General features: G+C 67.2%; 24 protein-coding genes and 1 tRNA gene. 6 read left to right on the top strand and 19 right to left on the bottom strand.

Annotation, left to right across the window (positions count from 1 at the left end; genetic code table 11):
* Nucleotides 1-24: 24 nt before the first annotated feature.
* Nucleotides 25-1,821: a non-ribosomal peptide synthetase gene (locus ACLJRM_RS27035; protein WP_410664625.1), complete on the bottom strand. Its 1,797-nt coding sequence runs from the start codon at nt 1,819-1,821 to the stop codon at nt 25-27.
* Nucleotides 1,822-2,064: 243 nt separating this feature from the next.
* Here ACLJRM_RS27035 and ACLJRM_RS27040 point away from each other — a divergent pair, with 243 nt between their 5' ends.
* The gene (locus ACLJRM_RS27040; protein WP_158255726.1) at nt 2,065-2,520 is read left to right on the top strand and encodes a cupin domain-containing protein; all 456 of its coding nucleotides are present in this window, start codon (nt 2,065-2,067) and stop codon (nt 2,518-2,520) included.
* A 130-nt stretch (nt 2,521-2,650) separates the two neighbouring features.
* Nucleotides 2,651-3,217, top strand: a complete 567-nt coding sequence (locus ACLJRM_RS27045) for a GNAT family N-acetyltransferase (RefSeq protein WP_410664626.1) — start codon at nt 2,651-2,653, stop codon at nt 3,215-3,217.
* A 33-nt stretch (nt 3,218-3,250) separates the two neighbouring features.
* Here the strand turns inward: ACLJRM_RS27045 and ACLJRM_RS27050 are convergent, their stop codons facing one another.
* A complete protein-coding gene (locus ACLJRM_RS27050; protein ID WP_101610577.1) occupies nt 3,251-4,207 on the bottom strand; it encodes a ParB/RepB/Spo0J family partition protein in 957 nt (318 codons plus the stop codon).
* Between the two features lie 343 nt (nt 4,208-4,550).
* Between ACLJRM_RS27050 and ACLJRM_RS27055 the strand changes: the two genes are divergently transcribed.
* A complete protein-coding gene (locus ACLJRM_RS27055; protein ID WP_199192892.1) occupies nt 4,551-5,519 on the top strand; it encodes a LysR family transcriptional regulator in 969 nt (322 codons plus the stop codon).
* Here the strand turns inward: ACLJRM_RS27055 and ACLJRM_RS27060 are convergent.
* The 5 genes from ACLJRM_RS27060 to nfi all read right to left on the bottom strand — a co-directional run bounded on the left by ACLJRM_RS27060 (nt 5,467) and on the right by nfi (nt 9,129).
* On the bottom strand, nt 5,467-5,799 hold the full coding sequence (locus ACLJRM_RS27060; protein WP_199192890.1) for a RidA family protein: 333 nt from the start codon (nt 5,797-5,799) through the stop codon (nt 5,467-5,469). The two genes, ACLJRM_RS27055 and ACLJRM_RS27060, sit on opposite strands and share 53 nt — an antisense overlap.
* 336 nt (nt 5,800-6,135) lie before the next feature.
* Nucleotides 6,136-6,209, bottom strand: a tRNA-Leu gene (locus tag ACLJRM_RS27065).
* A gap of 137 nt (nt 6,210-6,346) precedes the next feature.
* A complete protein-coding gene (locus ACLJRM_RS27070; protein ID WP_101610579.1) occupies nt 6,347-7,675 on the bottom strand; it encodes an NAD(P)/FAD-dependent oxidoreductase in 1,329 nt (442 codons plus the stop codon).
* 84 nt (nt 7,676-7,759) lie between these two features.
* Entirely contained in the window at nt 7,760-8,452 is a 693-nt protein-coding gene (locus ACLJRM_RS27075) for a uracil-DNA glycosylase (RefSeq protein WP_410664627.1), read from the bottom strand.
* A complete protein-coding gene (gene nfi, locus ACLJRM_RS27080; protein WP_410664628.1) occupies nt 8,449-9,129 on the bottom strand; it encodes a deoxyribonuclease V in 681 nt (226 codons plus the stop codon). The genes ACLJRM_RS27075 and nfi overlap by 4 nt, the downstream gene beginning before the upstream one ends.
* 28 nt (nt 9,130-9,157) lie before the next feature.
* Between nfi and ACLJRM_RS27085 the strand changes: the two genes are divergently transcribed.
* Entirely contained in the window at nt 9,158-10,654 is a 1,497-nt protein-coding gene (locus ACLJRM_RS27085; protein ID WP_101610582.1) for a S10 family peptidase, read from the top strand.
* A gap of 284 nt (nt 10,655-10,938) precedes the next feature.
* The gene (locus tag ACLJRM_RS27090; protein ID WP_410664629.1) at nt 10,939-11,757 is read left to right on the top strand and encodes a hypothetical protein; all 819 of its coding nucleotides are present in this window, start codon (nt 10,939-10,941) and stop codon (nt 11,755-11,757) included.
* A gap of 106 nt (nt 11,758-11,863) precedes the next feature.
* Here ACLJRM_RS27090 and ACLJRM_RS27095 read toward each other — a convergent pair whose 3' ends face one another.
* The 12 genes from ACLJRM_RS27095 to ACLJRM_RS27150 form a co-directional block, all read right to left on the bottom strand.
* Nucleotides 11,864-13,585, bottom strand: a complete 1,722-nt coding sequence (locus tag ACLJRM_RS27095) for a S8 family serine peptidase (protein WP_101610584.1) — start codon at nt 13,583-13,585, stop codon at nt 11,864-11,866.
* A gap of 76 nt (nt 13,586-13,661) precedes the next feature.
* The gene (locus ACLJRM_RS27100; RefSeq protein WP_410600451.1) at nt 13,662-14,660 is read right to left on the bottom strand and encodes an ABC transporter ATP-binding protein; all 999 of its coding nucleotides are present in this window, start codon (nt 14,658-14,660) and stop codon (nt 13,662-13,664) included.
* Nucleotides 14,653-15,654 carry an ABC transporter ATP-binding protein gene (locus tag ACLJRM_RS27105; RefSeq protein ID WP_101613508.1) on the bottom strand — a complete coding sequence of 334 codons (1,002 nt, stop codon included), beginning with the start codon at nt 15,652-15,654 and terminating at the stop codon, nt 14,653-14,655. The genes ACLJRM_RS27100 and ACLJRM_RS27105 overlap by 8 nt, the downstream gene beginning before the upstream one ends.
* 5 nt (nt 15,655-15,659) lie before the next feature.
* On the bottom strand, nt 15,660-16,613 hold the full coding sequence (locus ACLJRM_RS27110) for an ABC transporter permease (RefSeq protein ID WP_101610586.1): 954 nt from the start codon (nt 16,611-16,613) through the stop codon (nt 15,660-15,662).
* Nucleotides 16,606-17,532 (bottom strand): ABC transporter permease, encoded by a 927-nt coding sequence (locus tag ACLJRM_RS27115; protein ID WP_101610587.1) that lies wholly within the window; start codon nt 17,530-17,532, stop codon nt 16,606-16,608. Before ACLJRM_RS27115 ends, ACLJRM_RS27110 begins: the two co-directional genes overlap by 8 nt.
* Nucleotides 17,533-17,625: 93 nt before the next feature.
* A complete protein-coding gene (locus tag ACLJRM_RS27120; RefSeq protein ID WP_101610588.1) occupies nt 17,626-19,242 on the bottom strand; it encodes an ABC transporter substrate-binding protein in 1,617 nt (538 codons plus the stop codon).
* A 257-nt stretch (nt 19,243-19,499) separates the two neighbouring features.
* Nucleotides 19,500-20,453 (bottom strand): Ppx/GppA phosphatase family protein, encoded by a 954-nt coding sequence (locus ACLJRM_RS27125; RefSeq protein WP_101610589.1) that lies wholly within the window; start codon nt 20,451-20,453, stop codon nt 19,500-19,502.
* 75 nt (nt 20,454-20,528) lie between these two features.
* Complete coding sequence (locus ACLJRM_RS27130; RefSeq protein WP_410664630.1) at nt 20,529-21,725, bottom strand: lytic transglycosylase domain-containing protein; 1,197 nt, start codon at nt 21,723-21,725, stop codon at nt 20,529-20,531.
* Nucleotides 21,726-21,909: 184 nt separating this feature from the next.
* Nucleotides 21,910-22,425, bottom strand: a complete 516-nt coding sequence (locus ACLJRM_RS27135) for a DUF501 domain-containing protein (RefSeq protein WP_369862179.1) — start codon at nt 22,423-22,425, stop codon at nt 21,910-21,912.
* An 18-nt stretch (nt 22,426-22,443) separates the two neighbouring features.
* A complete protein-coding gene (locus ACLJRM_RS27140) occupies nt 22,444-22,806 on the bottom strand; it encodes an FtsB family cell division protein (protein ID WP_101610591.1) in 363 nt (120 codons plus the stop codon).
* A gap of 186 nt (nt 22,807-22,992) precedes the next feature.
* Entirely contained in the window at nt 22,993-24,279 is a 1,287-nt protein-coding gene (eno, locus tag ACLJRM_RS27145) for a phosphopyruvate hydratase (RefSeq protein WP_101610592.1), read from the bottom strand.
* Nucleotides 24,280-24,372: 93 nt separating this feature from the next.
* A complete protein-coding gene (locus tag ACLJRM_RS27150) occupies nt 24,373-24,849 on the bottom strand; it encodes a VOC family protein (protein ID WP_410664631.1) in 477 nt (158 codons plus the stop codon).
* Nucleotides 24,850-24,921: 72 nt separating this feature from the next.
* Between ACLJRM_RS27150 and ACLJRM_RS27155 the strand changes: the two genes are divergently transcribed.
* Complete coding sequence (locus ACLJRM_RS27155; RefSeq protein WP_101613510.1) at nt 24,922-25,335, top strand: tetratricopeptide repeat protein; 414 nt, start codon at nt 24,922-24,924, stop codon at nt 25,333-25,335.
* Nucleotides 25,336-25,341 lie beyond the last annotated feature (6 nt).

The following is a 25,341-nucleotide window of genomic DNA, read 5'->3' on the forward strand; positions in this document are numbered from 1 at the left end:
TCCGTGGACGCGGATGGCCATCGGTTACGACGCCGCCGTGCGGACGTGGACCGCCAGCGCGTCGAAGGATTCGGCGAGGAGTACGTCCGCCGGTTCCAGCGGAACCGCGTACCGCTGCTGGATCCGGGACGCGACCTGGACGGCGAGGACGGAATTCCCGCCGATGTCGAGGAAGTTGTCGGCGGCGGAGAAGTTCGACCTGCCCAGCACGTCTCGCAGGATTCCCTTGACCTGGGCCAGAACCGGGTCGTCGGAAGAATCATCTTCGACTGGTTCGTCGCGGCCCGCATCGGCGAACAACGCGACCATCCGGGCGCGGTCCGCTTTCCCGGTCGCGCCGACCGGCAGCTCGGGCAACACGTGCCAATGGGCCGGAATCATGTAGCCGGGCAGTTTCGCGGTCAGTTCCCCCGCCAGCGCGTCGGTCGGGTCTTCGTCTGTTCCCTTGGCGGGCAACAGGAACGCGACCAGTTCGGCGGACGCCCCCTCACCCACCTTTTCCACGAACGCGGCATCGACGAGACCCGTGGAAACCGCGACCCGCTCGATCTCCTCCAGCTCGATCCGGAAGCCGCGCAGCTTGATCTGCCGGTCCTTCCTGCCGAGCATTTCCAAGGCACCGCCGGCGACCTCGCGGACCAGGTCGCCGGTCCGGTACACCCGCTCACCGCTGGACGGCGCGATCACGAAGCGTTCCGCGGTGAGTTCGGGGCGGTTCAGGTAGCCGGTGGCCACCCCTGGCCCACCGAGGCACAGCTCGCCCGATTCCCCGGCGGGCACCGGGTTCAGGTCTTCGTCCAGTACGTGGACCGTCGTCTTCTGCAGGGGGTACCCGATGGGGATCCGTTCGGCACCGGCCAGGCTTTCGTTGGTGCAGGCGAAGAAGGTGGCGAAGGCGGTGGCCTCGGTCGGCCCGTAACCGTTCACCAGCCGGGCAGGCGGCCGCGCGGCGAGCACCCGCCGGACCGCGGCGAGGTCGAGCTGTTCCCCGCCGACGACCAGGTTCTTCATCGAGCCGAAAGCGTCAGGACGCTCCCAGGCCACCGTGTGGAACAGCGACGTGGTGAGGAACATCGTGGTGATTTCCTCGGTGCGCACCAAATCCGCCCAGGCGTTCATGGTGACGTCGGTGAGCAGGGGAAAGGGCACGATGGTCCCGCCGGAGGTGAGCGTGCTCCAAATCTCGCAGGTGGTCACGTCGAAAGCGGGATTGCACGTGTTCGCGACGCGATCGCCCGGGTCGATCGTGCAGTAATTCGGCTCCACCACCAACCGGTTCACCGCGCGATGCGGGATGACGACGCCTTTCGGCCGTCCGGTGGAACCCGAGGTGTAGGTGACGTAGATCGGATCCTCACCGGCCGCGGCTTCCATCGGTGCCGTCGAATCCGTCTCGCCCCGCTCTTGCGGCACCGAAAGCACCCGCACACCGGAAGGAAGAATCGCCCGGCGTCCGGCTTCGGCCGGTGGGGCGCAGATCAGCACCCGCGAGCCTGATTCCTCGACGATATCGGCGATGCGTTCCGCGGGAGCGTGGACGTCCAAGGGCAGGTAGGCCGCGCGGGCCCGGACGACCCCGAGAAAGGCCACCACCAAGTCGAGGGAGCGTGGGAGATCGACCGCGACAAGATCGCCGGGGCACACGTCTTGGGCCACGAGGATCTCGGCGAGCCGCCCGGCGTGCTGCCAGAGCTCACGGTAATTCATCGACCTGCCGGTGACCGGTTCGCGCACCGCGCAGGTCTCCGGCCGGCGCTTTACCCATTCCTCCACCAGGGTCGCTATTCCCTTGCCGGAGGCGGGCGCCGAGAAAGAATTCACCAGAGAAGGTTTTGTCCTTGTCGCGTGTTCGGCAGACCCCATGAAGCAACATCCCCCAGAACATGATTGAACAGATCAGAACCTTGCCAGGCAGTAGAAGCCCGCCTGTTTCACCGCACCCCAGCCCCGATCGCCAAGCTAGGTGATGCGGGCGGTGCCATCAATACGCCAATCGAGGCAAGGATTCGCCCGCGTCGCACCCAAGGCGGTCACACCATGCGGATCATGGATATCTTTTGCCGCATGACACTTCCCGCGATCTTTCTTCGCGCCTCGGACAAAGGTGAAATACTCACCTACGGTGACGGCAATGTCTCTTTGGTGCTGGCTTCCGGAGACGCGACGGGCGGAGCGTTCTCCGTTGTCGAGCACCGGCTTCGGCCCGGCGCGAGCGGCCCGCCACTGCATCGCCATGAACGCCTATGCGATTCCTTCTATGTATTGGAAGGAACAGTGACCCTGCGCATCGGAGAGCGCACCGTTTCCGCGGGCCCTGGCTCGTACGCCTGTTTTCCTCCCGGCGTCGCGCACTGCTACCGCAACGACACCGACGCCCCGGTGCGCATGCTCAACATCAACGCGCCGGGCGGCTGGGACCGGGTCTTGCGCGCGCTGGTCTCCGCCGGCGGCGACCGGCCGCTCGATCAGACCGAGATCGGGCGCATCTCCGCCGAGCACGACATGATCGTCCTGGAATAGCGCGGGCCGGTGTTCGACCGGGAACTCTCCCCACTCGAACACGAACGGGCCGGGATTCCCCGCCTTTTTCTGCGGTAACGTCCAATCAACCGATCAAAACGAAGTCAACCGATCAAAACGGAGGATCGCCTTGCTGCGTCACCGCCTCGCCCCGGACGCGGATCTCCGCGCGCTCGAACCCTGGCTGGCTGCCGAATTCGCCGCCTACGTCCACCGGGCCCGGGAACACCTGGCGCCGTGGCTGCCCTGGGCCCGGACCATCGTCGACGAGGAGACCGCCCGGCAGTTCCTCCAGCGGTACGCCGATCAGCAGGCCTCCGACGGCGGACGGATCTACGGGATCTGGCTGGACGGCGAACTCGCCGGCGGCACCCTGTTCCGCATCTTCGAACCCCGGACTTCGACCTGCGAGATCGGCGTCTGGCTCTCGTGGGAAGCGCAAGGACGCGGGCTGATCCAGCAAACGGCCAGGCTGATGATCGACTGGGCCGTCCGCGAGCGTGGGATGAACCGCGTCGAATGGCGCACCTTTCCGGCGAACGACCGGAGCATCGCCGTGGCGCGGCGGCTCGGGATGAAGCACGAAGGCACACTTCGCGAGGCGTTTCCCATGGACGGCGTCGGTCAGGACATCGAGGTGTGGTCGATTCTCGCCGCCGAGTGGCGGGCGGCGAACCCGCCCGCCACGTCCGGCTGAGCGAGCTCGCTCAGCGGCCGCCGGGAAGCACGCTCACTCGGCGGCCGCCGGCCTTTCCGGCCGGTGCTGCTCCAGCTGACGGGCGAACTCGCGCCAGGATTCGGCGCAGCTACGGGCGATGTCCGCCACCGCGACACTGCAGTGCTCGGGGATACCGTCGACCAGCCTGTCCCAGCCCTTCGTCCCGAGTACATGGACATCGAGCAACCGGAGCACGGTGCGTCCCGCTTCGGTGAACCGCAAGGACGGGTCCATGCGCAAGGCCTCCAAGGCCGCGACGGCGTCCTCGGCGAGCGAATCGGCCGTATACCCGTCACCGGCCTCGGAGGCCGCCTGGCCGCGATGCGGCGGAGCCGGGAACTTCTTGGCACGACGCTGCCGCAACGGAACCGGATCCTGACCACGCCGAAGCCGTTCGCGCACATCCCTCGCCGTGCTCACGGAGACGCCCGCGGACTGCGAGATCTGACGCAACGGAGCCTTCGGGTCACTGGCGATCAGGTCGCGTGCGCGGAGGCGGCCCTGTGCGGCGTTGAGCGGGCGGACGCGCCCGTCCAGGCCGACCCGCGTGTCCGGTTGCGGGACGTCCCCCGCCGAACGGGACCGGATGGCGGCCACGGTCTTGTGCGCGAGTCCCGTGGACTCCGCGATCGCGCGGTCCGACAGATGCGGATGGGAGCGGATGATCCGTGCCGCCGCGGACGCGCGATCGATGGGGGACAACGGCAGCCCGTGCGTGGAATTGAGCCGGACCGCCAGCAGGAACGCGTCCAGGTCGGTACCGTCGAAATACCGCACCGCGATCTGCTCTTCACCACGGAGCACGGCCGCCCGCAACCGGTGCATCCCGTCGATCACCCGCATCGTCACGCGATGCACGACGATCGGCGGCAAACTCGTGTCCAGCTCCGCCAGCTCACGCACATGCTCCACGTCTTCGCCACCGATCCTGGGCGAATCGGAGGGCAGCAGTGAGGCGATCGGCGCCATGACGACAGGGCCCCGATCATCTTCATGCCCGTATTCCCCGGCATCTCCGGTATTCACGTCCAAGACCTGTCCCCCGTCGAATCCCACGTTGGAAACGTCCGACCCGGATACCGCCCCCAAGACGGCATCTGACCTATGACTATCGTTTGACGCACCGAAAAGGAAATCGGTTGCCCTCGAAGGAAAAATTCCCCACCGGCGCGCGTTTCCCTTACATCCAACCAGATTCGTGTACTTCACCCTCCCACACCGGCCCCGGCACCACGCTCGGCTGCCCCCTCCTCTGCCCTTTCGTCGCCGAAGTCAAGCCGTCGCGTCCACGAACGGCGTAAGATCGATCGCTGTGCCTTCAGAGCTACCGGACCCGGTTTTGCTGCGAACGTTCGTTTCGGTCGCCGAACGCGGATCGTTCACCGCGGCGGCCTCCGCGGGTGGATACACCCAGTCCGCGGTTTCACGGCAAATGGCTTCCCTAGAAGATGTTTGGGGGGTGGAACTGTTCGCCCGGCGGGCTCGAGGAGTCCGGCTCACCCCGGCCGGAGAACATCTGCTGCCCCACGCGAAAGCGCTCCTCGAACGTTTCTCCGACACCATTCGCGCACTGGACGCCGTCCGGCGGCTCGACGTCGGGCACTTGCGGATCGGCGCTTTTCCCACCGCGAACCTGGCGCTGGTTTCCGGCGCGCTGAAACGTTTCCAGTCCCGGCACGAGGGAATCTCGCTGGCGCTACAGGAAGGGACCACCGAGCGCCTGCTGCGCCTGTTGGGTGCGGGCGACCTGGACATCGCCGTGGTCAGCACCCACAAGAATCCCGATCTCACCGGCATCCACCTGGATCATCTCGTCGAGGACCGGATACACGTCGCCCTGCCCGGAGAACATCGGCTGGCGTCGCGGGACGAGGTCCCCCTGGCCGAACTGGCCGACGAGCACTGGATCGTCGCGGACACGGTCGAAGCCGTGTCCGCGCTGCAGGCCACCTGCGCCACCGCCGGGTTCATCCCGCACACGCCGCTGCGCGCCGGCGAGTGGATGGTCAAACTCGAACTGGTGGCCGACGGGCTCGGCGTGGCCCTCGTCCCCGGCATGATGACTCCCCACATCCCGGCGAGGATCGCCGTGCGGCCGCTCGCCCCCGATCCGCCGAGACGGACCGTGTACGCGGCGGTTCCCCCGCACGCGCACCGATATCCGGCGGTGTCCGCGTTCCTCGAGGATCTGCGTTCCGTGGCCGCCGATCTGGCGAAGACCCCGGACCTCACGCCGGAAGCGAAACGACGAGATCGACTTCCAAAAGCGCGTCGGGATTGAACAGCCTGCTCACCTCGACGGTGGTGCTGGAGGGCGGCGTCCCGGTCAGATGTTGTTTACGAATGGCCAAGTAGCCCTGCAATTGGTCCATGTCGGTCAAGAACGTCCGGATGTTGACCACGTCGTCGAAACCGGCGCCGTGCGCGGCGAGGATCCTGCCGAGAATGTCGAAAACCTGCTCGGTTTGCTTGCCGACGTCGCCCTTCCCCACCAGCGCGCCTTGGTCGTCGACGGCGATCTGCCCGGAAACGTACAGCAGGGCGCCGGAGTCTCCATTCACGCGAACGGCGTGAGAGAAGGCCCCCGGAGGCGGCGCGGGTACGCCGGGCGGGTCACTGTGCACAATACGAGGCATTGCCGGACTCGTTTCGATCGACGCGGGCTCGCGGGCGGGAATCCTTTATGGCTACCGGAAATCCGCCGGCCGCTATGTTTCGGCCGACGGGTCCAGGTCATCGCACGACCACCTTATGGTCGTCCGCGGCACGCGACCAACGAGCGTTTCTCATGGCAATCATGCGAGATCGGCATGGCTCATCGGGGAATCGGTTCAGTTGAATTTTCACCCGACCGGCCACACTAGCCTGCCGAAGCGGCTTCGTGAGGATGCTGTTTGTGCCCCGGACGGGGATCGAACCCGCACTGGGTCGATTTTAAGTCGACTGCCTCTGCCAGTTGGGCTACCGGGGCACAGGCAAGCCTAGGCGATGCCCCGGGCGGGTGGTCACCGAGGCCAGGGGCTAGTTCTCCTGGCACACCCTGAACGCCGTGAAGGCCTCCTTCCCTACCTTGAGAGTAGGGAAGGAGGCCTTCACGGAGCTACGAGCTCAGGACTTCGACAGCCTGTCGAACTCTTCGCGCGGGTTGTTGATCTGGCCGAGCGAGATGACCTCGCGCCGGAACAGGCCACCGAGCATCCAGTCGAACAGGATGCGGATCTTGCGGTTCCACGTCGGCATCGCCTTGAGGTGGTACGCGCGGTGGAAGAGCCAGGCCGGGAAGCCCTTGATCTTCAGGTTCAGCGCGTCGGCGACACCCTTGTGCAGGCCGAGGCTGGCCACCGCGCCCAGGTTCTTGTGGTAGTAGTCCTTCGGCTTGCCGCCGCGGATCACCTTGATGATGTTCTTCGCCAGCAGGCGCGCCTGGCGAACGGCGTGCTGCGCGTTCGGCGGGCAGGTCGCCGTCGGATCCTGCTCGGTCCGCGAGAGGTCCGGCACGGCGGCGTTGTCACCGGCGGTCCAGACGTCGGGGTGCCCGACGACCTGCATCGCGGCGGTGGCCTCGACGCGGCCGCGCTTGTCCAGCGGCAGGTCCGAGCTCGCGAGCACCGGGTTCGCCTTCACACCGGCGGTCCAGATGATCGTGTCGGTGTCGAATTCGGTGCCGTCCGAAAGCACGACGTGGCCGTTCTCGAACGACTTCGCCGCTGTCGACAAATAGACCTCGATGCCGCGCTTCTCGAGCTGCTCGACGGTGTACACACCGAGCGTCTCGCGCACCTCGGGGAGGATCCGCCCGGCCGCCTCGACGAGCACCCAGCGGATGTCGTCGACCTTGAGGTTCGGGTAGTAGTTCTCCACCGCGAAGCGGGTCATGTCCTCGAGTTCGGCGAGCGCCTCGATACCGGCGAACCCGCCGCCGACGACGGTGAACGTCAACAGGCGCTTGCGCTGCTCGGGGTCGAGTGTGCTGGCGGCCTCGTCCAGCTTCGTCATGACGTGGTTGCGCAGGTAGATCGCCTCGCCGATGGTCTTGAAGGCGATGCCTTCCTCGACCAGGCCCGGGATCGGCAGGATGCGCGCGACGGCACCGAGCGCCACGACGAGAACGTCGTAGTTCAACTGCTCGACGTGCCCGTCGGCGGCCTCGACCGTGACGGCCTTGCGCTCGTGCTCGATCTTCGTCACGCGCGCGGTGAGCACGTGGCAGCGCTTGAGCACGCGCCTCAGCGGCACGACCACGTGCCGCGGTTCGATCGCACCGGCCGCCGCCTCGGGCAGGAAGGGGGCATAGGTCATGTGCGGCTGCGGATCAACGACCGTCACGGACGCTTCGTTGGCCCGGAGCATCTTCTGGAGCCCGTACGCCGTGTAGAGCCCGACGTACCCACCACCAAGGACGAGGATCCGTGTCGGTTCCGACTTAACACCAGCCATATTTCTATAGTCGCACCCATGCGCTGAGATCGCTCGTGTACCCCATCCCGCTGTGACCAGCGTCGCCACGGTTTCCGCACCGATTCAGTTCAGGCCCGCCGCCGAGGTCGCGGAGGCCATGACGTCGCACACCATGTCAAGGGTCAGCCTCCCGGTCTGGACATTGCGCTGCGACACGTGGTAGCAGCCGAAGAGGCGCAGGTCGCCGAGCCGTACCTCGGTCCCGTGGCCGAATTTCGGGCGTGGCGCGGGCACCGGCCAGCCCGCCTCGGCGAGCACCGGCAGCAGCGCCTGCCACCCGAACGCGCCGAGGACCACGACGGCCTTCAGCGTCGGTTTCAGCAACGCGAGCTCGTCCGCGAGCCACGGACGGCAGTTGTCCCGTTCCTCAGGTTCGGGCTTGTTCGCGGGTGGCGCGCATCTCACCGGGGCGACCATCCGGGTGCCCCTCAGTACGAGACCGTCACCCGGATGGGTCGACGTCGGCTGCGAGGCGACGCCGACCCGGTGAAGAGCCTTGAACAGGACGTCACCGGAGGGGTCGCCGGTGAACATCCGGCCGGTCCGGTTCGCACCATGCGCCGAGGGGGCGAGGCCGACGATCGCCAGCGACGCGTCCGGCGGCCCGAAGCCGGGCACCGGCCGGGCCCAGTAGGTCTCGTTCGCGAAGGCCGCGCGTTTGACCACGGCTATCTCCTCGCGCCACGCGACCAGCCGCGGGCAGGCGCGGCAGCCGACGACCTCGGCGTCGAGTTCGGCGATGGAGCGGTACCTCATAACGCCTCCTTCAACGCGTCTCGGGCGAGGCGGTCGGCGTGCCGGGTCGTCTCCGGCTGACGGAACGCGGGCGACAACCGCAACACCTGGCGGCACGCGTTGTCCAGGGAGATCTTGTGGCCGGTGGAGACGTAAACGGGCTTCACGCCGTCCTGGGTGCGCAGGACCATGCCGACGACCTCGCCGTCGTCCACGAGGGGTTCCTTGGCGCCGCGCTCCCGGCCCGGCTCGCCGTGCTCCCCGATGAAGCGGGTCTTGCCGACGCCGAGGGTGGGCAAGCCGGTCACGACGCCGAGATGACACGCCAGCCCGAACCGGCGCGGGTGAGCCAGGCCGTGCCCGTCGCAGACCAGGAGGTCCGGCGTGTGGTCGAGCGCGCGCAGGGCTTCGAGCAGCGACGGCAGCTCACGGAAGGCGAAAAGGCCCGGTTCGTAGGGGAACGAGACCTCGGAGACGACGGTCCGCTGTTCCACGACGCGGAATCCGGAGGTCTCGAGCGTGACCGCCGCGGCGGCGATGAGGCCGCTGCCCTCGTCGTAGGCGACGTCCAGCCCGGTGACCGTGACGATCTCTTGTGGACATCGATCCTCGGGATCGACCAGGCCACGCAGGGCTTCCTGGATCCCGATCGCTTCGGCGACCGTATTCGGCCGATCATGCGCAGAGACGATGTCCACCCGTACAGAGTGCCAGTAGGTTGGAGGCATGCCGGACACCAATCCCGAGGAAAAGGCCACCGACGAGAAGGACACCCCGTCGGTGGAAGCCAAGGTCGAACCGATCGACGACCTGGTCACCACGAAGCACACCCTGACGCTCAAGCGCAAGAAGCTCGCGTATACGGCCCAGACCGGGCGGATCGTGCTGCGGAAGGAGGTCACCACCGACGGCAAGTCCGAAGGCCACCAGGCCAAGGCCGAAGTGTTCGTGACCTCGTACACGCTCGACGACGCCGAGCCCGGCTCGCGCCCGGTCACGTTCGCCTTCAACGGCGGCCCCGGCTCCGCGAGCATCTGGCTCCACCTGGGCCTCCTCGGCCCGCGCCGCGTGCTGTCCGGCGACGTCGACGACCCGGCGGCGCCGCCGTACGGGCTGACCGACAACCAGGAAACCCTGCTCGCGCACAGCGACCTGGTGTTCATCGACCCGGTGTCGACCGGCTACTCGCGCGCCGTGGACGGCGAGAAGGCCAAGGACTACCACGGGTACACGGCCGACATCGAGTCCATCGGCGAGGTCATCCGGCTGTGGGTCTCGCGCAAGCAGCGCTGGCTCTCGCCGAAGTTCCTCGCGGGCGAGTCGTACGGCACGCTCCGCGCGGCCGGGCTGGCGGCGCACCTGCAGGAACGCCACGGGATGTACCTGAACGGGCTCCTGCTGATCTCGTCCGTCCTGGATCTGGGCACCCTGCGGTTCACCGAAGGCAACGACCTGCCGTATTCGCTCTACGTGCCGACGTACGCGGCGATCGCGCACTACCACGGCCTGCACGGCGAACGCCCGCTCGACGACGTCCTCGCGGACGCCGAGGACTTCGCGGCCAAGGAACTCCCCTGGGCCCTCGCCCGTGGCGCCCGTCTGTCCACACAGGACCGCGCCGAGGCAGTCGCGACACTCGCTTCGCTGACCGGACTGAGCGAGTCCTATGTGGACCGGGTGAACCTGCGGATCGAGCACGTCCGGTACTTCACCGAACTGCTGCGGAACAAGGGGCTCGTCGTCGGCAGGATGGACGGCCGGTTCACCACCTGGGAGCCGGACGGCGGCCGCGAGCACATGAGCGACGACCCGTCGATCTCGCGGATCATCGGCGCCTACTCGGCCGGACTCAACCACTACGTGCGCGCCGAACTCGGCTACGAGAACGACCTGCCGTACGAGGTCCTTTCGACGGACGTCTTCAAGGCCTGGTCGTACTCCGACTTCGAGGGCCGCTCCGTGTCCTCTGTGGACTCTCTCGCGACGGCCATGCGGATGAACCCGCACCTTCGCGTGCACGTCGCCTTCGGTCACTACGACGGCGCGACTCCTTACTTCGCTTCGGAGCACGTCCTCGCGCAACTGCAGATCCCCGAGGAACTGCGGGAAAACATCGACACGGCCTACTACCCGGCCGGGCACATGATGTACGTGCACGAGGCTTCGCGGGTCCAGCAGTCGAAGGACCTGGCCAAGTTCGTGAAGGCAGCCTCAGCCCGCTAACCCCTCCCCCTGCTCGTGTGTGGGCCTCACGCGCGCGCTATGAAAGGCCCGTTACTTGCAAAATTTGCAAGTAACGGGCCTTTCATAGCATCCGGGGGCGAAGTTCTGTCGGTCCTGTCGTTCAGCATGGCGGCATGTACCTATCCAGAGCTCCACTCGAAGATTCACAACTACGTCAACACAGCCGGCACGGCGTCATACGTGTGGCGACCCTGGAGGAACTCGGGGTCTCACAAAGCACGTCGTACCGAAGATGCCAGCCTGGCGGGAGGTGGACCCATCTCTTGCCAGGCATCGTCCTTCTCTCGAGGGAACAACCGAACGCGCGGCAACGAGTCGAAGCCGCGCTCCTGCACACCGCCGACCTGGGAGTCGTAACCGGCTTCGAGGCCGCCCGACGATACGGCCTGCGGCTGGCCGAACCACACGGCACGGTCCACGTGCTGATCCCCGGTTCCCACCACATCCGGAGTTCCAGATTCACGATCGTGGAAAGGACGATCGACATGCCCGCACGTCGCCTGCTCGCCGGTGTTCCACTGGCCGCCCCCGCTCGCGCGGTCCTGGACGGGGTTCGGCGAATACGTGAGGCCGACCCGGTACGAAGCCTGCTGATAGAGACCGTCGAGGCCGGCCTGTGTTCAGTCGGCGAACTCAGCGCCGAACTCGAAGTAGGCAGCAGGCGGGGAACGGCGCTTCCCCGTGCTGTACTCCGGGAACTCGAAGCCGATGTCAAATCCGTACCCGAAGCCGCCGCCTTGGCGATCTGGAACCGCGCGGGGCTGCCTCCGGCCGAGCGGAACGTCAAGATCTACGACGCCCACGGCAACTATGTGGGCATGCCCGACTCATGGTGCGACAAACTCGCCATGGCCTGGGAGATCGACTCGTACGCGTTTCATTTCGGCAGGGACGCGTTCCGGAAGACGCTCCATCGCAACAACCGGTATGCCGCCGCCGGGATCATCGTCGTGCAGACACTGCCCTCGCGGATACGCGACGAACCCGAGAAGGTCATCGCCGAACTGCAGGCAGCCGCGGAGGCCGCGGCACTGCGTCCGCGGCCCGACGTCTCGGTAGCCGAGGTCAAACGCGCCGCCTGAGAACCAGGGTCCCGGATGCTATGAAAGGCCCGTTACTTGCAAAATTTGCAAGTAACGGGCCTTTCATAGCACTACTGAAGCATGTCGAGCACCCAGCAGCGAGAGGTCAGCCTCGCAGGTACTGGGAACCGCGGGTCACGGCCGACCAGGCGTCAACCGCACCATGGCCGTAGAAGCCGTTGAACGAGGCGTCACCCGTGCAGGTGGCGGTGAACGACGCGTCCCGGCCTTCCTTCAGGTAGTCGACGGTCCGCGGCACCGGGCAGGCGATGTCCGAAGCCGTGCCCTCGAGCACCCGCTGCACCGCGTCCGGGTTCATCCCGAAGTCGCGGGAACCCTTGCCGTACTGCGAAACGATGAGCGCCGCGACACCGGTCGCGTGCGGCGACGCCATCGACGTCCCCTGCAGCCACTGGTAGTAGCCGACGCGGCCGTCGGCGGCGGTCGCCTTCTGAACTCCGGCGGTGACACCGTCGGGCGTGATGTTCCCGGCCGCGTCGATGTTGCCTTCCGCGACGCCGACGTTGCGCGGGTAGGTCGAGAGGATCTGGTTCTCGACCGTGCGGTACCACGGGGTGCCGAAGTAGTCACGGAAGTATCCGCCGGGCGCGGAGACCGAGATCTGCTCGACGCCGTAGTTCGAGTAGTCCGCCTTCGCCTGCGACGGGCCGAAGGACGAGACGCCGATCGTGTGCGGGCCTTCGATGGGCAGCGAGAGGCAGCTCGCGTTGTCGATCTGCCGCGAGTGCGTGCTGCCCGACGGGTAGCCCGGGCTCGACGCGTCCGGCTGCGGGGCGGCGAGGTCGCTGTGCTGGTTGCCCAGCGAGACGACCTGCGTGACGCCCTTGCGGTACGCGTAGTTCAGCGCACGGGTCGTCGCCTCGATGATGGTGCGCTGTTCGGCCTGCTGCGCGGGGGTGTCCGCGGCGTTCGCGGAGCAGTTGTACAGCCAAGGATCCGTGTAGAAGCTCATGTTGACGACGTCCACACCGGCGTCACCGGCGTAGGTGATCGCGTCCACGGTCGACTGCAGGAAGAAGAAGCCCGAGTCCTGGCCGGCGCGGATGTTCACCAGCGTCACGTTCGGCGCGACACCCGAGACGCCGAAGCCGTTCGCGGCGGCGCCGATGGTTCCGGCGACGTGCGTGCCATGCCCGTTGTCGTCGTGGTCCGCCGGGTCCTTGCAGCTGCGGAACTCACACGGACCATCGACGACGGCGCCGTTCACGTCGGCGACGATGTCCTTCGTGAAGTTCCGCGACGCGGCGAGGTCGAAGTTCGGCGCGATGTCCGGGTGGCTCGCGTCGACACCGGTGTCGATGATGCCGACCTTCACCCGCTTGTCGCCCGGCTGCTTGGTGCGCGAGAGGTCGGAACGGACGGACTGGAGACCCCAGAGCTGATCGTCGAGGGGGTCCATGCCGACGGCCTTCGGCTTCGCGGGCTTCTTGGCCGACGCGGCGCCGCGGCTCTCCTTCTCGACGACGTTCGGCTTGACCTTCGCCTTGCCGTTCTTCGGCGCGGTGCCGATCGGCTTCGCTTTGGCCGCACCGAAAACGGAGCGGTCGGCGGAGACCCGCTCGGCGAACCCGTTGGCGGGCGCCGACGCGGTGATCAGGCCGACGGCGGCGTTGCTGGTCACGACGGTGCCACCGGCGGCGCGGATCGCCTTTTCCACCGACGCGACGCTCTGGCCTTCACGGGCCAGAACGGAGAATTCGGTCGCCGCACCGGAAAGCTGCGGCTGCGCGGACGCCACCGGAGCCGCGACGATCGCGCCGAACAGCGGCACCGCGAGCGCAACGACAAGAGATCTGGATCTTTTCATTTCCTGCCTCCTGAAGAAAACGATTCATGAAAACTACGTCAGTGATCTCACACGATCAATGAAGTCCCTACCAAAGTCAGGGGACGACAGTTTTTTCCTCCGCGAAATGACAGGCGGACAAATGCCCACCGGTCCGCGTGATCAGTTCGGGTTCCTGATCCGCGCAAAGGTCCTGCGCCTTCCAGCACCGGGTACGGAACCGGCAGCCCGACGGCGGATCCAGCGGGCTCGGTACGTCACCCTCCAGACGGATCACCTGCCGCTGCCCTCGCAACGCGGGATCCGCGACCGGCACCGCGGACAGCAGCGCCTGCGTGTAGGGATGCGACGGATGCTCGTAGATCTCCTCTTCCGTCCCCATTTCCACGATCTTCCCGAGATACATCACCGCGACCCGCGTGGAAAGGTGACGCACCACGGACAGGTCGTGTGCGATGAACACATAGGAAAGGCCGAATTCCTTCTGCAATTCACCGAGCAGGTTCATCACCTGCGCCTGGATCGAAACGTCCAGCGCGGAAACCGGCTCGTCACAGATGATGACCTTCGGCCGCAAGGCCAGCGCCCGCGCGATCCCGATGCGCTGACGTTGCCCGCCGGAGAATTGGTGCGGATAGCGGTTGATGTGCTCGGGATTCAGCCCGACGACGTCGAGCAGCTCCCGCACCTTCGCCGCCCGCGAACCCTTCGGCGCCACCTCGGTGTGGATCTCGAAAGGCTCGCCGATGATGTCGCCGACGGTCATCCTCGGGTTCAGCGAGGTGTACGGATCCTGCAGCACGATCTGGATCTCACGCCGCAGCTTCCTGAGTTCGGCTCCCCGCAACGCGAAGATGTCACGGCCTTCGAAGGTCGCGAGCCCGCCCGTGGGTTCCTCCAGCCGCATCAGCACCTGGGCCAAAGTGGACTTACCGCAGCCGGATTCTCCCACCACACCAAGGGTTTCCCCCGGCATGAGATCGAAGGAAACCCCGTCGACAGCCTTCACGTGGCCGATGGTGCGTTTGAAGAGGACCCCGGCTCGCACCGGGAAGTACTTCACCAGGTTTTCGACGCGCAGAATGGGCTCAGACACGGCCGCTCACCACCTCGTCGGCGAAGTGGCAGGCGCTGACCCGGCCGAAGCCGAGGCTGTGCAGGGCGGGCCGTTCGGACTCGCACCGGCTCTCCGCCCGGGGACAACGCGGATGGAACGGGCAGCCGGGCGGGACGTTCAGCAGGCTCGGCGGCAGGCCCTTGATGGTCTCCAGCGTCTGTCCTTTGAGGTCGAGCCGCGGCAGCGAGGCCATCAGCGCCTCGGTGTAGGGATGCCCCGGCGAGCGGAACAGTTCGGCGACGTCGGCCTGTTCGACGATCCGGCCCGCGTACATCACCGCGATCCGGTCGGCGACCTCGGCGACCACCGCCAGGTCGTGGGTGATCAGGATCAGCCCCATCCGCCGTTCGGCCTGGATCTCCGCCAGCAGGTCCATGATCTGGGCCTGCACGGTGACGTCGAGCGCGGTCGTCGGCTCGTCCGCAATCAGCAGATCGGGATCGAGCGCGAGCGACATGGCGATCATCGCGCGCTGCCGCATCCCACCCGAGAACTGGTGCGGATACTCGCGGATCCGCCGGGCGGCGGCCGGGATGCGCACGGTGTCGAGCAGTTCGATCGCCCGCTTGCGCGCGTCCTTTTTGGACATCCCGAGCCGGACCCGCAGCTGTTCCTCGATCTGGAATCCCACGGTGAAGACGGGATTCAGCGCGGAGAGCGCGTCCTGGAAGATCATCGCGATCTCCCCGCCCCGCACTTCACGCCGCCGCTCCTCGGTGGCGGTGAGCAGATCCTCGCCGCGGTAGCGGACGGCGCCGCCGGTGACGACGGCGGGCGGACTGTCGAGGATGCCCATCACCGTCTGGGCGGTGACGCTCTTGCCCGAACCCGATTCTCCCAGCACGGCAAGGGTTTCCCCGGCGTGCACGGAATAGTCGACGCCGTTGAGCACCGTCGCGACGCCGTCCGAAGTCCGGAACTCGACGTGCAGGTCCTCGACTTCGAGGAGCAGTTCGTTTTCAGTGGAGGACAAGCCGATCACCGGGCCTTCGGGTCGAGCGCGTCGCGGATCCCGTCACCGAGCATGACGAACGCGAGCACGGTGACGGTGACGAACCCGGCGGGGAACAACAACATGTGCGGATTCACCCGGAAGTAGTCCCGCGCGTCGCTGATCATCACACCCCACGAAACGACCGGTGGCCGCACGCCGACACCGAGGTAGGCCAGTGTCGCCTCCGCGCCGATGAACGCGCCGAGCGCGATGGTCCCGTAGACCAGCACCGGGGCGACCGTGTTGGGCAGCAGGTGCCGGAACACGATGCGCGGGGTGCTCGCGCCGAGCCCGCGCGCGGCCTTGACGTAGTCGAGTTGCTTGGCCACCAGCGTCGCCGACCGCATGATGCGCATCGCGACCGGCCAGCTCAGCGCCGCGATCGACACGACCACCTGCACGATGATGGTGACCGCGCCGGGGTTCGTGCCGGGCGCGTTGAACGTGGTCAGGATGACGATGGCGCCGAGCACGAACGGCAACGCCGCGAAGATGTCGCCGATCCGGGAGAACAGGCTGTCGACGAGACGGCCGTAGTACCCGGCGACGATCCCGACGATCGAGCCGATCAGGATCGTCAGCACGGTCGCGAAGACACCGACCAGCAACGACGCCCGCGCACCGTGGATGGTCCGCGCGTAGACGTCGTAGCCCTGGTTGTCGTAGCCGAACCAGGCGTCCGCGGACGGCCCTTCGTTGGCGTGGGTCAGATCGCTGAACCCGGCCGCACGCGAACTGAACAGGTCGGGAGCGATCGCGACGAGCACGACGAACGCGATGATGACGGCGGAAATGACGAAGGACGGCTTGCGGCGCAGGGACCGCCAGGCGTCGCCGCCGAGACTGCGCGGCTTGTGCGCCACCGCGGAATCGTCGGCGACACCGGCGGCGGCGACGTCCACGGAGGACACGCCGCCGGCCACGTTCGGGTCAGTCATAACGGATCCTCGGGTCGAGAACGGCATAGAGCAGGTCGACGGTGAGACTCACCAGCAGATAGACCATCACCAGCAGGACGACGACGCCGGTGACGGTGGCGCCCTCCCGGTTCTGGATACCGCGGAAGATGAGCCCGCCGATGCCGTTGATGTTGAACACGCCTTCGGTGACGATGGCCCCGCCCATGAGCGCGCCGATGTCGGTGCCGATGAAGGTCAGCACCGGGATCACCGAGTTCCGGAGCAGGTGAACACCGACGACGCGGCTGCGCGGCTGTCCTTTCGCGACGGCCGTGCGGACGTAGTCGGCGTGCCGGTTCTCCGCGATACTCGTTCTCATCAGCCGGGCGATATAGGCCATGGACAGGCTGCCCAGCGCGATTCCCGGCACGATCAGTTCGCCGACCGTGGCGTCCTCGGACACGCTCGCCTCGATGAGGCCCAGTTCCGAACCCAGGATGATCTGCAGCACGATCGCGGTGACGAACACCGGGATCGAGATCAGGAACGTGGTGGACATCAGCACGAGGTTGTCGAGGAAACCCTTGCCGCGCAGGCCGGTCAGGATGCCGGCGGAGAGCCCGATGATCGCCTCGATGGCCACCGCGATCAGCGCGAGCCGCACGGTCACCGGATAGGCGTTCCCGATCAGCTCGCCGACCGAGACGCCGTTGAAGGTCTCGCCCCAGTCACCGGTGAACAGGTTCCCGAGGTATTTGAAGTACTGGACGAAGATCGAATCGTCGAGGTTGAACTTCGCGGTCATCATCTCGATGTAGGCGGGCGGGCAGGCGACCTGACCGCATTTGCCGGCGAACGGGTCACCGGGTACCGCCCACACGAGCGCGTAGATGAGGAAAGTGGTGCCGAAGAAGACCGGGATGAGCTGGAGCAGTCGACGGAGGATGTACTGGGACATGGGCGTGCCGTCCTGGAGATCGCGTGGTGGGAGCTGGGGTTCCGGCCGGCCGGGAGCGGTGATCCGCCACTCCCGGCCGGCACGACCACACGGTTACTTCGCGGCGACCTCGATGGACGAGTAGTCCGCGAGACGGCCGTAGTCGAGCTTCGCGACCTTGAGCCGGTTCGACTTGCCGCCGACGCCCTTCTCCTCCCACACGGGGATCTGCGGCAGATCCTTCGCGATCTGGTCCTCCGCCTGCTGGTACAGCTTGATCGCGGCCGCCTTGTCGGCGGTCTGGTCCGCCTGCTTCAGCAGCGCGTCGACGGCCGGGCTGTTGTACGTCGAGTCGTTCGACGAACCGGTGCTCTTGTAGCGCGGGTTCAGGTAGTTCTCGATCGACGGGTAGTCGGCCGACCAGTCGGAACGGCCCATCCCGGTCAGCTTCCGGCCGTTGACGATGCTGCGCCACTGGCCGAAGTCGGTCGCCGGGACGAAGTCGCATTCGACGCCGAGCGCGTTCTTGATGCTGTTGCACGCCGCGACCAGCGGTTCCTTACGGCCGCCGTCGGCGTTCGACGCGATGGTCAGCTTGCCGGTGTACCCGGACTTCGCCCAGTACTCCTTGGCCTTCACCGGGTCGAACTTGCAGAACTCGCAGACGCCCGGCCGGTAACCCTCGATACCGCGCGACACGTAGCCGTCGGCCGCCGCGTAGGTGTCGTTCATGACGGTCTTGACGATCTGCTCGCGGTCGATCGCGAGCGCGATCGCCTTGCGCAGGTCGAGGTTGTCGTAACCCGGGACGTAGTACGGGATGGCGAGCGCGGCGATGCCGAGCAGCTTGCCTTCCACCAGACGGTCACCGAGGTCGGTCTTGTACTTCCCGCCTGCCTTCGCAGCGGGCGGGAGCGCCTCCATGAAGTCGAGGCGGTTGCTCAGCAGGTCCTGGTACGCGGTTTCCTGGCTGGTGTAGATGCGGACTTCGAGGTCCTTGAACTTGACCTTGTCCTCGCCCTGGTACTCGTCGTACCGCGTGAGCTTCATGTTCTGGTTCGGCGTGCGCGAAACGAACTTCAGCGGTCCGTTCCCGATCGGGGCCTTGGCGAACGCCTCCGGGTCGGCGAAGAACTTGTCCGGCAGGGGCGCGAAGGCGAGGTAGCCGATCTTGGTGGCGAACACCGAGAACGGGCCCTTCAGGGTGACCTGGAACTCGTAGTCGTTCACGACCTTGAGCCCGGACATCTCCTTGACGGCGGGCTCTTTCGCGCTGATCTCGTCGTAGCCCTGGATCTGCTCGAAGAAGGACGCGTTCTGCATGCCGTTCTTGCCGTTGGCGCTGTAGTTCCACGCGTCGACGAAGTTCTTGGCCTTGACCTCGGTCCCGTCGTGGAACTTCCAGCCCTTTTTGATCTTGATGTCGAAGACCTTGGAATCGGTCGTGGTGATCGATTCGGCCATCAGGTTGTACGGCTCGGCGGTGTCGGATTTGTAGCCGACCAGCGCCGAGAAGACCGGCTTGAGGGCTTTGGACCCGCCGAGTTCGTTGGTGTTGGCGGGGATCAGCGAGTTCTCCGGCTCGGTGCCGTAGACCGAAACCGCCGCGTTGGCGTCGGTGGCACCGGATCCCTTGTCTTCCTTGGACCCACCACCTCCACAGGCCGTCAGCAGCAGGGCCGCCGTGGCCACCACCGCCGTCGCTCCCCAGAACCCGCGTGAAGCCCGCATGTCCCCTCCAACTCTCGTCGTCGGATAGTCCGGCGAGCGCTGGTCGCGCCCTACCGCCCAGAAGGTGAGACGACGCTATGGGACAGGTGAAGCCGATCACAGTGCGTTGGCGTTGCAAATGTGTGACGGTGTGCCGGACCACCCGGTTAGAGCACAACGTTGGTAGGAACAGGGTTGCGCCGAACGGCCTAATCCGGACTGGAGGTCACCACTTGATCACCGAAAGAAATGGCTTCACGTAAGAGAAAACCGGGCGATCAGGCCAGCGACAGGGCGATCCCGTCGAGGATGTCGTGCTCGGAGATCACCAGTTCGCCGGGACCACTGCGCGTGGCGAACTGCTCGGCCAGCACCTGCACGATCACCGAGCCGCCGCCGATCACGTCGACCCGGCCGGGGTGGATCACCGGGTTCGCGGCACGGGTCGCGTGGTCGGCCGTGAGGAGCGACTGGGCGACGCGGTCGATGTCGGCGCGGGAGAGCTTGGAAAGGTGGGTGCGCTCTGAGTCGTACTCCGAGAGGCCCTGCGCCACGGCCGTCAGGGTCGTGACCGTCCCGGCGACACCGATCCACGTCTTGGCGGTGGACACGTCCACGACGTCGAAGGCCTCGGCGAGCACCTTGGCGGCCAGCTCACGGGCTTCGGCGATCTCGTCCGCGGTCGGCGGGTCGGACTTCAGCGCGCGTTCGGTGATCCGCACGCACCCGATGTCGACCGACTTCGCCGCGATGACCTCCGCCTTGCGGCCGTCCCAGGTGCCGACCACGAGTTCGGTCGAGCCACCGCCGACGTCGACCACCACGAAGGGACCGTCGTCGGGATCCTGCTCGCCGACGGCGCCGGTGAACGACAGCCGCGCCTCTTCGTCGCCGCTGATCACTTCGGCTTCGGTTCCGAGCACCTCGCGCGTCATCGCGAAGAACTCGTCGCGGTTGCTCGCGTCGCGAGTCGCCGACGTCGCGACCATGCGGACCTTCTCCACACCCTTGCGGCGCGCGGCGATCGCGTAGTCGGCCAGTGCCTTGCGGGTGCGCTCGAGCGCCTCGGGGGCCAGCTTGCCAGTGGCGTCCACACCCTGGCCGAGGCGGACGATCCGCATCTCGCGGTGCAGGTCGCGCAGGTCGACCGTCCCGTCGTGACGCGGGGTCAGCTCGGCGACGAGCAGGCGGATGGAGTTGGTCCCACAGTCGATCGCGGCAACACGAGGCATGCCTGGAGATTACAGCGGAGCGAAGCTCCTCCCCTGAGGGTGGTGGCAGGGGCGTGGATGGATAGACAACCCCGGTCAGGTGGGGTCGGGGGCTTTGCTGCTCGATGACACCGTCGTCGTCGTTGTGGTCGTCGTCGGCGAGGAACAGGTCGTCGGCGGCGTGGTCGGGGCCGTGGTCGTCGCGCTCGTGGTCGGACTCGGCACCGTCTCCGTCACGGTGGACGTCGGGCACTGCGGCGGCTTCGAGCTTGTCGGCGGTTTCGACGACGAAGAAGAAGAGCTCGTCCCCGGCTGGGTCGAAGACGGCGGAGGCGTCACCGAACCGGGCGGTGTCGACGGCACCGGAGGCGGCGGCACCGAGGCGGGCGGCGGGGCGGCCCCGGCGTTCGGCGCGCCGATCGGCACCCTGCTGTCCGGTGTCGGCAGCACACCCGTGCGGTAGGCCTCGGCCCAGATCAGCACGGTGTTCACGTAGGTGTCGGAGTTGTTGTAGCGGAAGACGGCCGTGCGCAACTGGTCCGGTTTGGACAGATCGAGCCCACCGGAGCACAGGTACCGGCCGGTGCCCAGCGCCGCGTCGAAGATGTTGTTCGGATTGGACTCGCCGTCGCCGTTGCCGTCGGAGGCGTAGCCCTTCCAGGTGGAGGGGATGAACTGCGTCGGACCGACGGCGCGGTCCCAGACCGTGTCGCCGTCGTACTTGCCGCCGTCGGTGTCCGGGATGGCCGCGAACGGGCCGGCGCCGTTGAGTTGCGGGCCGAGGATCGGTTCGAGGGTGTTGCCCTTGGCGTCGACGTAGCCGCCGCGCGCGTGGTTGGACTCGATCCGGCCGATACTCGCGATCAGCGCCCAGTCGATGTGACAGCCGGGCTGTTCGGCGATGAGGATGTCGGCGGCGTTGCGGTAGGCGGCGAGCGCGGTGACCGGGATGCCGAGTGGTCCGTTGGGGAGTTCGTCCGCGGGGAGCGGGAGCGGCGTCGGCGCGTTCGGCAGGCTGCCGTCGACGCCGATCTGGTGGACGAGCGGGTTCTTCGGGTCATAGCCGCCGACGAGGGCGACGTTGTCCGAATGGATCGTGCTCGCCGTCGCGGCCCAGCTGCCGGCACCGACGACCGCGGCACAGGCGGGGACGATGGCGAGGACACCTCCGGTCACCGCGGCGATCGTGCGGTGCCGGAGACAGAGTCTCCGGGCGGCTCGAGGTACGTGTCTCAGGCGAGAGCCCATGGATACAGCACCGGTCACCGCGCCTGGCACGTGCCTCACGCGCATACCTCAGAACCCTCCCGGCGGATCACGACTCGGCGATCCGTTACTTGCCCACCCCGACAACCCGCAACTGGTGCACAGCCTGCCGCATGCGGTGACCGGTTTCACCCCATAGGGGAGGACCAGTTGGTCGACAACGGGTGAATTAACCCACCTGGAGGAACTATCTGTACAGCAGGGGCAGGTGTTACCCCTGGCAGTCACCCGACGGCCAGCCGTTCGCTTTGAGCAGCGCGAGGGTTTCGTCCCCGAACGGGTTCACCCCGGGGCCGACGGCGAGTGTGTGCGCCAGGTGGACGTGCAGGCATTTGACGCGTCCGGGCATCCCGCCCGCGCTGACCTCGTGCCCGAGCGAATCGATGGCGTCGCGTTCGGCGAGGTAGCTCTCGTGGGTCCGCTGGTAGGCGGCCGCCAGCTCGGGGTCCTCCGCGAGCCGGTCGGTCATCTCCTTCATCAGCCCGGACGCCTCGAGCGTGCCGACCATCGAGGTCAGCTTCGGGCAGGTCAAGTAGTAGAGCGTCGGGAAGGGGGTGCCGTCGTCGAGGCGGGGGCTCGTCTGCACGACCGACGGGTGACCGCTCGGGCAGCGCGCGGCGACGGCACGCAGCGCACGGGGTACCCGGCCGAGCTGTTCCGCGATGATCTCGCGGTCGGCGTCGGTCACAGGGTCGTATGAAGACTTTTCCGTGCTGTTCACGCCCATAAGGCTAAAGGGAGAGCTTCAGTCGCCCGCGACCTGATCCCACAGCTTCTCGTACCAGGAGCCCGCGGGCACCGGCTGCTGGCCTTGCGGCTGCCCTTGCTCGGGCGCCTTGTCCTCGGGGAGCTGCACGATGTACGGCGTCTCGCCGGGCTTCACGAAACCGAAGCGTTTACGCGCCTCCGCCTCGATCTGCGCGGGGTCGCTCAGCTCGGCCTTGCGGCCTTCCAGCTGGGCGACGCTCCGCTGCAGCTCGGACTGCAGCTGCTGCTGCTCGGTCACCTCGGACTTCTGGCTGAGGTACGTGCGCAGCGGGACGGCGATGGTGAACGCGAGCGCGCACACCACGATCGCCACCACCGCGGCCCGGCGGGTGGTGGACATGCCGAGCACCTTCGCGGCACCCGATGCCCGTTTCGCCGCCAGGCTGCGGCGCAGCCGGGTTCGGGCGCGGACCTCCGTCGTCGTCGTACGGCGGGCGCGCTCCGGACGGCGGCCCCTGCCGGAGCCACCGCCTTCCGCGCGCCCGTTACGACGGGTCCGCGCCCTCCCCCGGTCCGCCATAGCTCGTTATCCCTCGGCGCTGAACCGGGGAAATGCCAGGTCGCCGGCGTAGCGCGCCGCGTCGGCGAGGGTTTCCTCGATCCGGAGCAGCTGGTTGTACTTGGCGATCCGCTCGCCGCGCGCCGGAGCGCCGGTCTTGATCTGGCCGACACCGGTCGCGACGGCGAGGTCCGCGATGAAGGTGTCCTCGGTCTCGCCGGACCGGTGGCTCATCATCGACTTGTAGCCGTACGAGGTGGCCAGCGAGATCGCGTCGAGGGTCTCCGACAGCGTGCCGATCTGGTTGACCTTCACCAGCAGCGCGTTGGCGGCGCGGCGGGTGATGCCCTCTTCGAGGCGGTCCGGGTTGGTGACGAACAGGTCGTCGCCGACGATCTGGACCTTCTCGCCGACCTCGGCGGTCAGCTGGACCCAGCCGTCCCAGTCGTCCTCGCTCAGCGGGTCCTCGATGGACACGAGCGGGTAGTCGCGCAGCAGTTCGGCGTAGTAGGCCGACATCTGCTCGGCGCTCTTCTTCGCACCTTCGAAGGTGTACGCGCCGTCGGAGTAGAACTCCGTCGCGGCGACGTCGAGCGCGAGCGCGATGTCCCGGCCCGGGGCGTACCCGGCCTTCTCGATCGCCTGAAGGATCAGGTCGAGCGCCTCGCGGTTGTTCTTCAGGCTGGGCGCGAAGCCGCCTTCGTCGCCGAGGCCGGTCGCCAGGCCGCGGCCCTTCAGGACCGACTTCAGCGAGTGGTAGACCTCGGTGCCCCAGCGCAGGGCCTCGCGGAACGACTCGGCGCCGATCGGCGCGATCATGAACTCCTGGATGTCCACATCGGTGTCGGCGTGCGCGCCACCGTTGAGGATGTTCAGCATCGGCACCGGCAGCACGTGCGCGTTCGGCCCGCCGAGGTAGCGGAACAGTTCCAATTCGGCCGAATCGGCGGCGGCCTTCGCGACGGCGAGCGAAACACCGAGGATGGCGTTCGCGCCGAGGCGGCCCTTGTCCGGGGTGCCGTCGAGATCGACCAGCTTCTGGTCGACGATGCGCTGGTCCACGGCGTCGGTGCCGACCAGGTCCGGGCCGATTTCGTCCAGGACGGCCGCGACCGCGCGCTCGACACCCTTGCCGTTGTACCGGCCGGTGTCGCCGTCACGCAGCTCGACGGCTTCGTGTTCGCCGGTGGACGCACCCGAGGGGACCGCGGCCCGCGCCAGCGTGCCGTCGTCGAGAGCCACCTCCACTTCGACCGTCGGGTTGCCTCGCGAGTCAAGAATCTCGCGAGCGCCTACCTGCTCGATGAGCGCCACGCCATGCTCCTCATGTGGGTTGTGCCTGCGGTGACCGGCCCCAGCCTAGCCGTCGGCACGGTTCACCCGTTGGAGGCACGCGCCACACAGGACCTACTCGGCGACTGGTTCACCTGCGCGGACTTCACGCCAGCCCGACGGCAACTCGACGGTGTCGGAGAACTGCTGCCAGAAGGTCCAGCTGTTGCCGCCGATGTCGGAGACGGTGAACACGCGGGCGCCGTAGGGCTGATCCTGAGGCGCGTCGAGGTCGGCGTCGTCGCCGAGGGCGGCGCGAATCCGCTCGTACTGCGCGTCGGCGTCGGCGACGTAGATGATGTTCAGCTGGCCGACCGGGCCGTCGACACCCTTGCCGTCCCAGTATTCGGGTCCGACCCCGGCCAGCTGGATCTTCGCCGGACCGGCGCACAGCGTGGCCTGGAACACCTCACCGGAGGCGTCGGCGAAGCGCACCTCCTCGGTGAACCCGAACACTCTGACCAGCCACGCGACCGCTTCGGTCGCGTCGGCGTAGTAGAGGTACGGCGCGAGACCGAGGTATTCGGGCCTGTCCTCTTCGGCACTGCTCATGGCAAGACAGTCCACCATGACCGTTTCAGCTCCTCGTGAACGGCCCTGCCCAGGGGTATCGTGGAGCGGACCATGATGGATGCCGAACCCGCCCCAGAACCTGGTCCGGACTCGTCCGGCGAATCGCGGTTCCGTGCCTTCCGACAGGCCGAGGCCCTGGTCGAAAGCCGCAGGCCGCTCGATGCCCTCAAGGCCCTCCAACCGTTGCTGGAGGAGGAAACCGACAAACCGAGCGTGCAACTGCTGGCGGGCCGCGCGTACTTCCACTCCGCACAGTTGCGGCGGGCCGAGCGCGCCTTCAACCGGGTGCTGGAGCTGGACCCCACCGATCATTACGCCCGGTTCGTGTTGGGGCGGACCCTCCAGCGCCTCGGCCGGTTGACCGAGGCGCTCGCGCAGATGCGGATCGCGTCGGCGATGCACCCGATCCCGGAGTACCTGGAGGCGATCAGCGAGGTCAGCGCGCGGATCGCGTTGCGCGACTGACGCCGG

This window comes from Amycolatopsis sp. lyj-84, from assembly GCF_046549075.1.
Lineage (GTDB): Bacteria > Actinomycetota > Actinomycetes > Mycobacteriales > Pseudonocardiaceae > Amycolatopsis.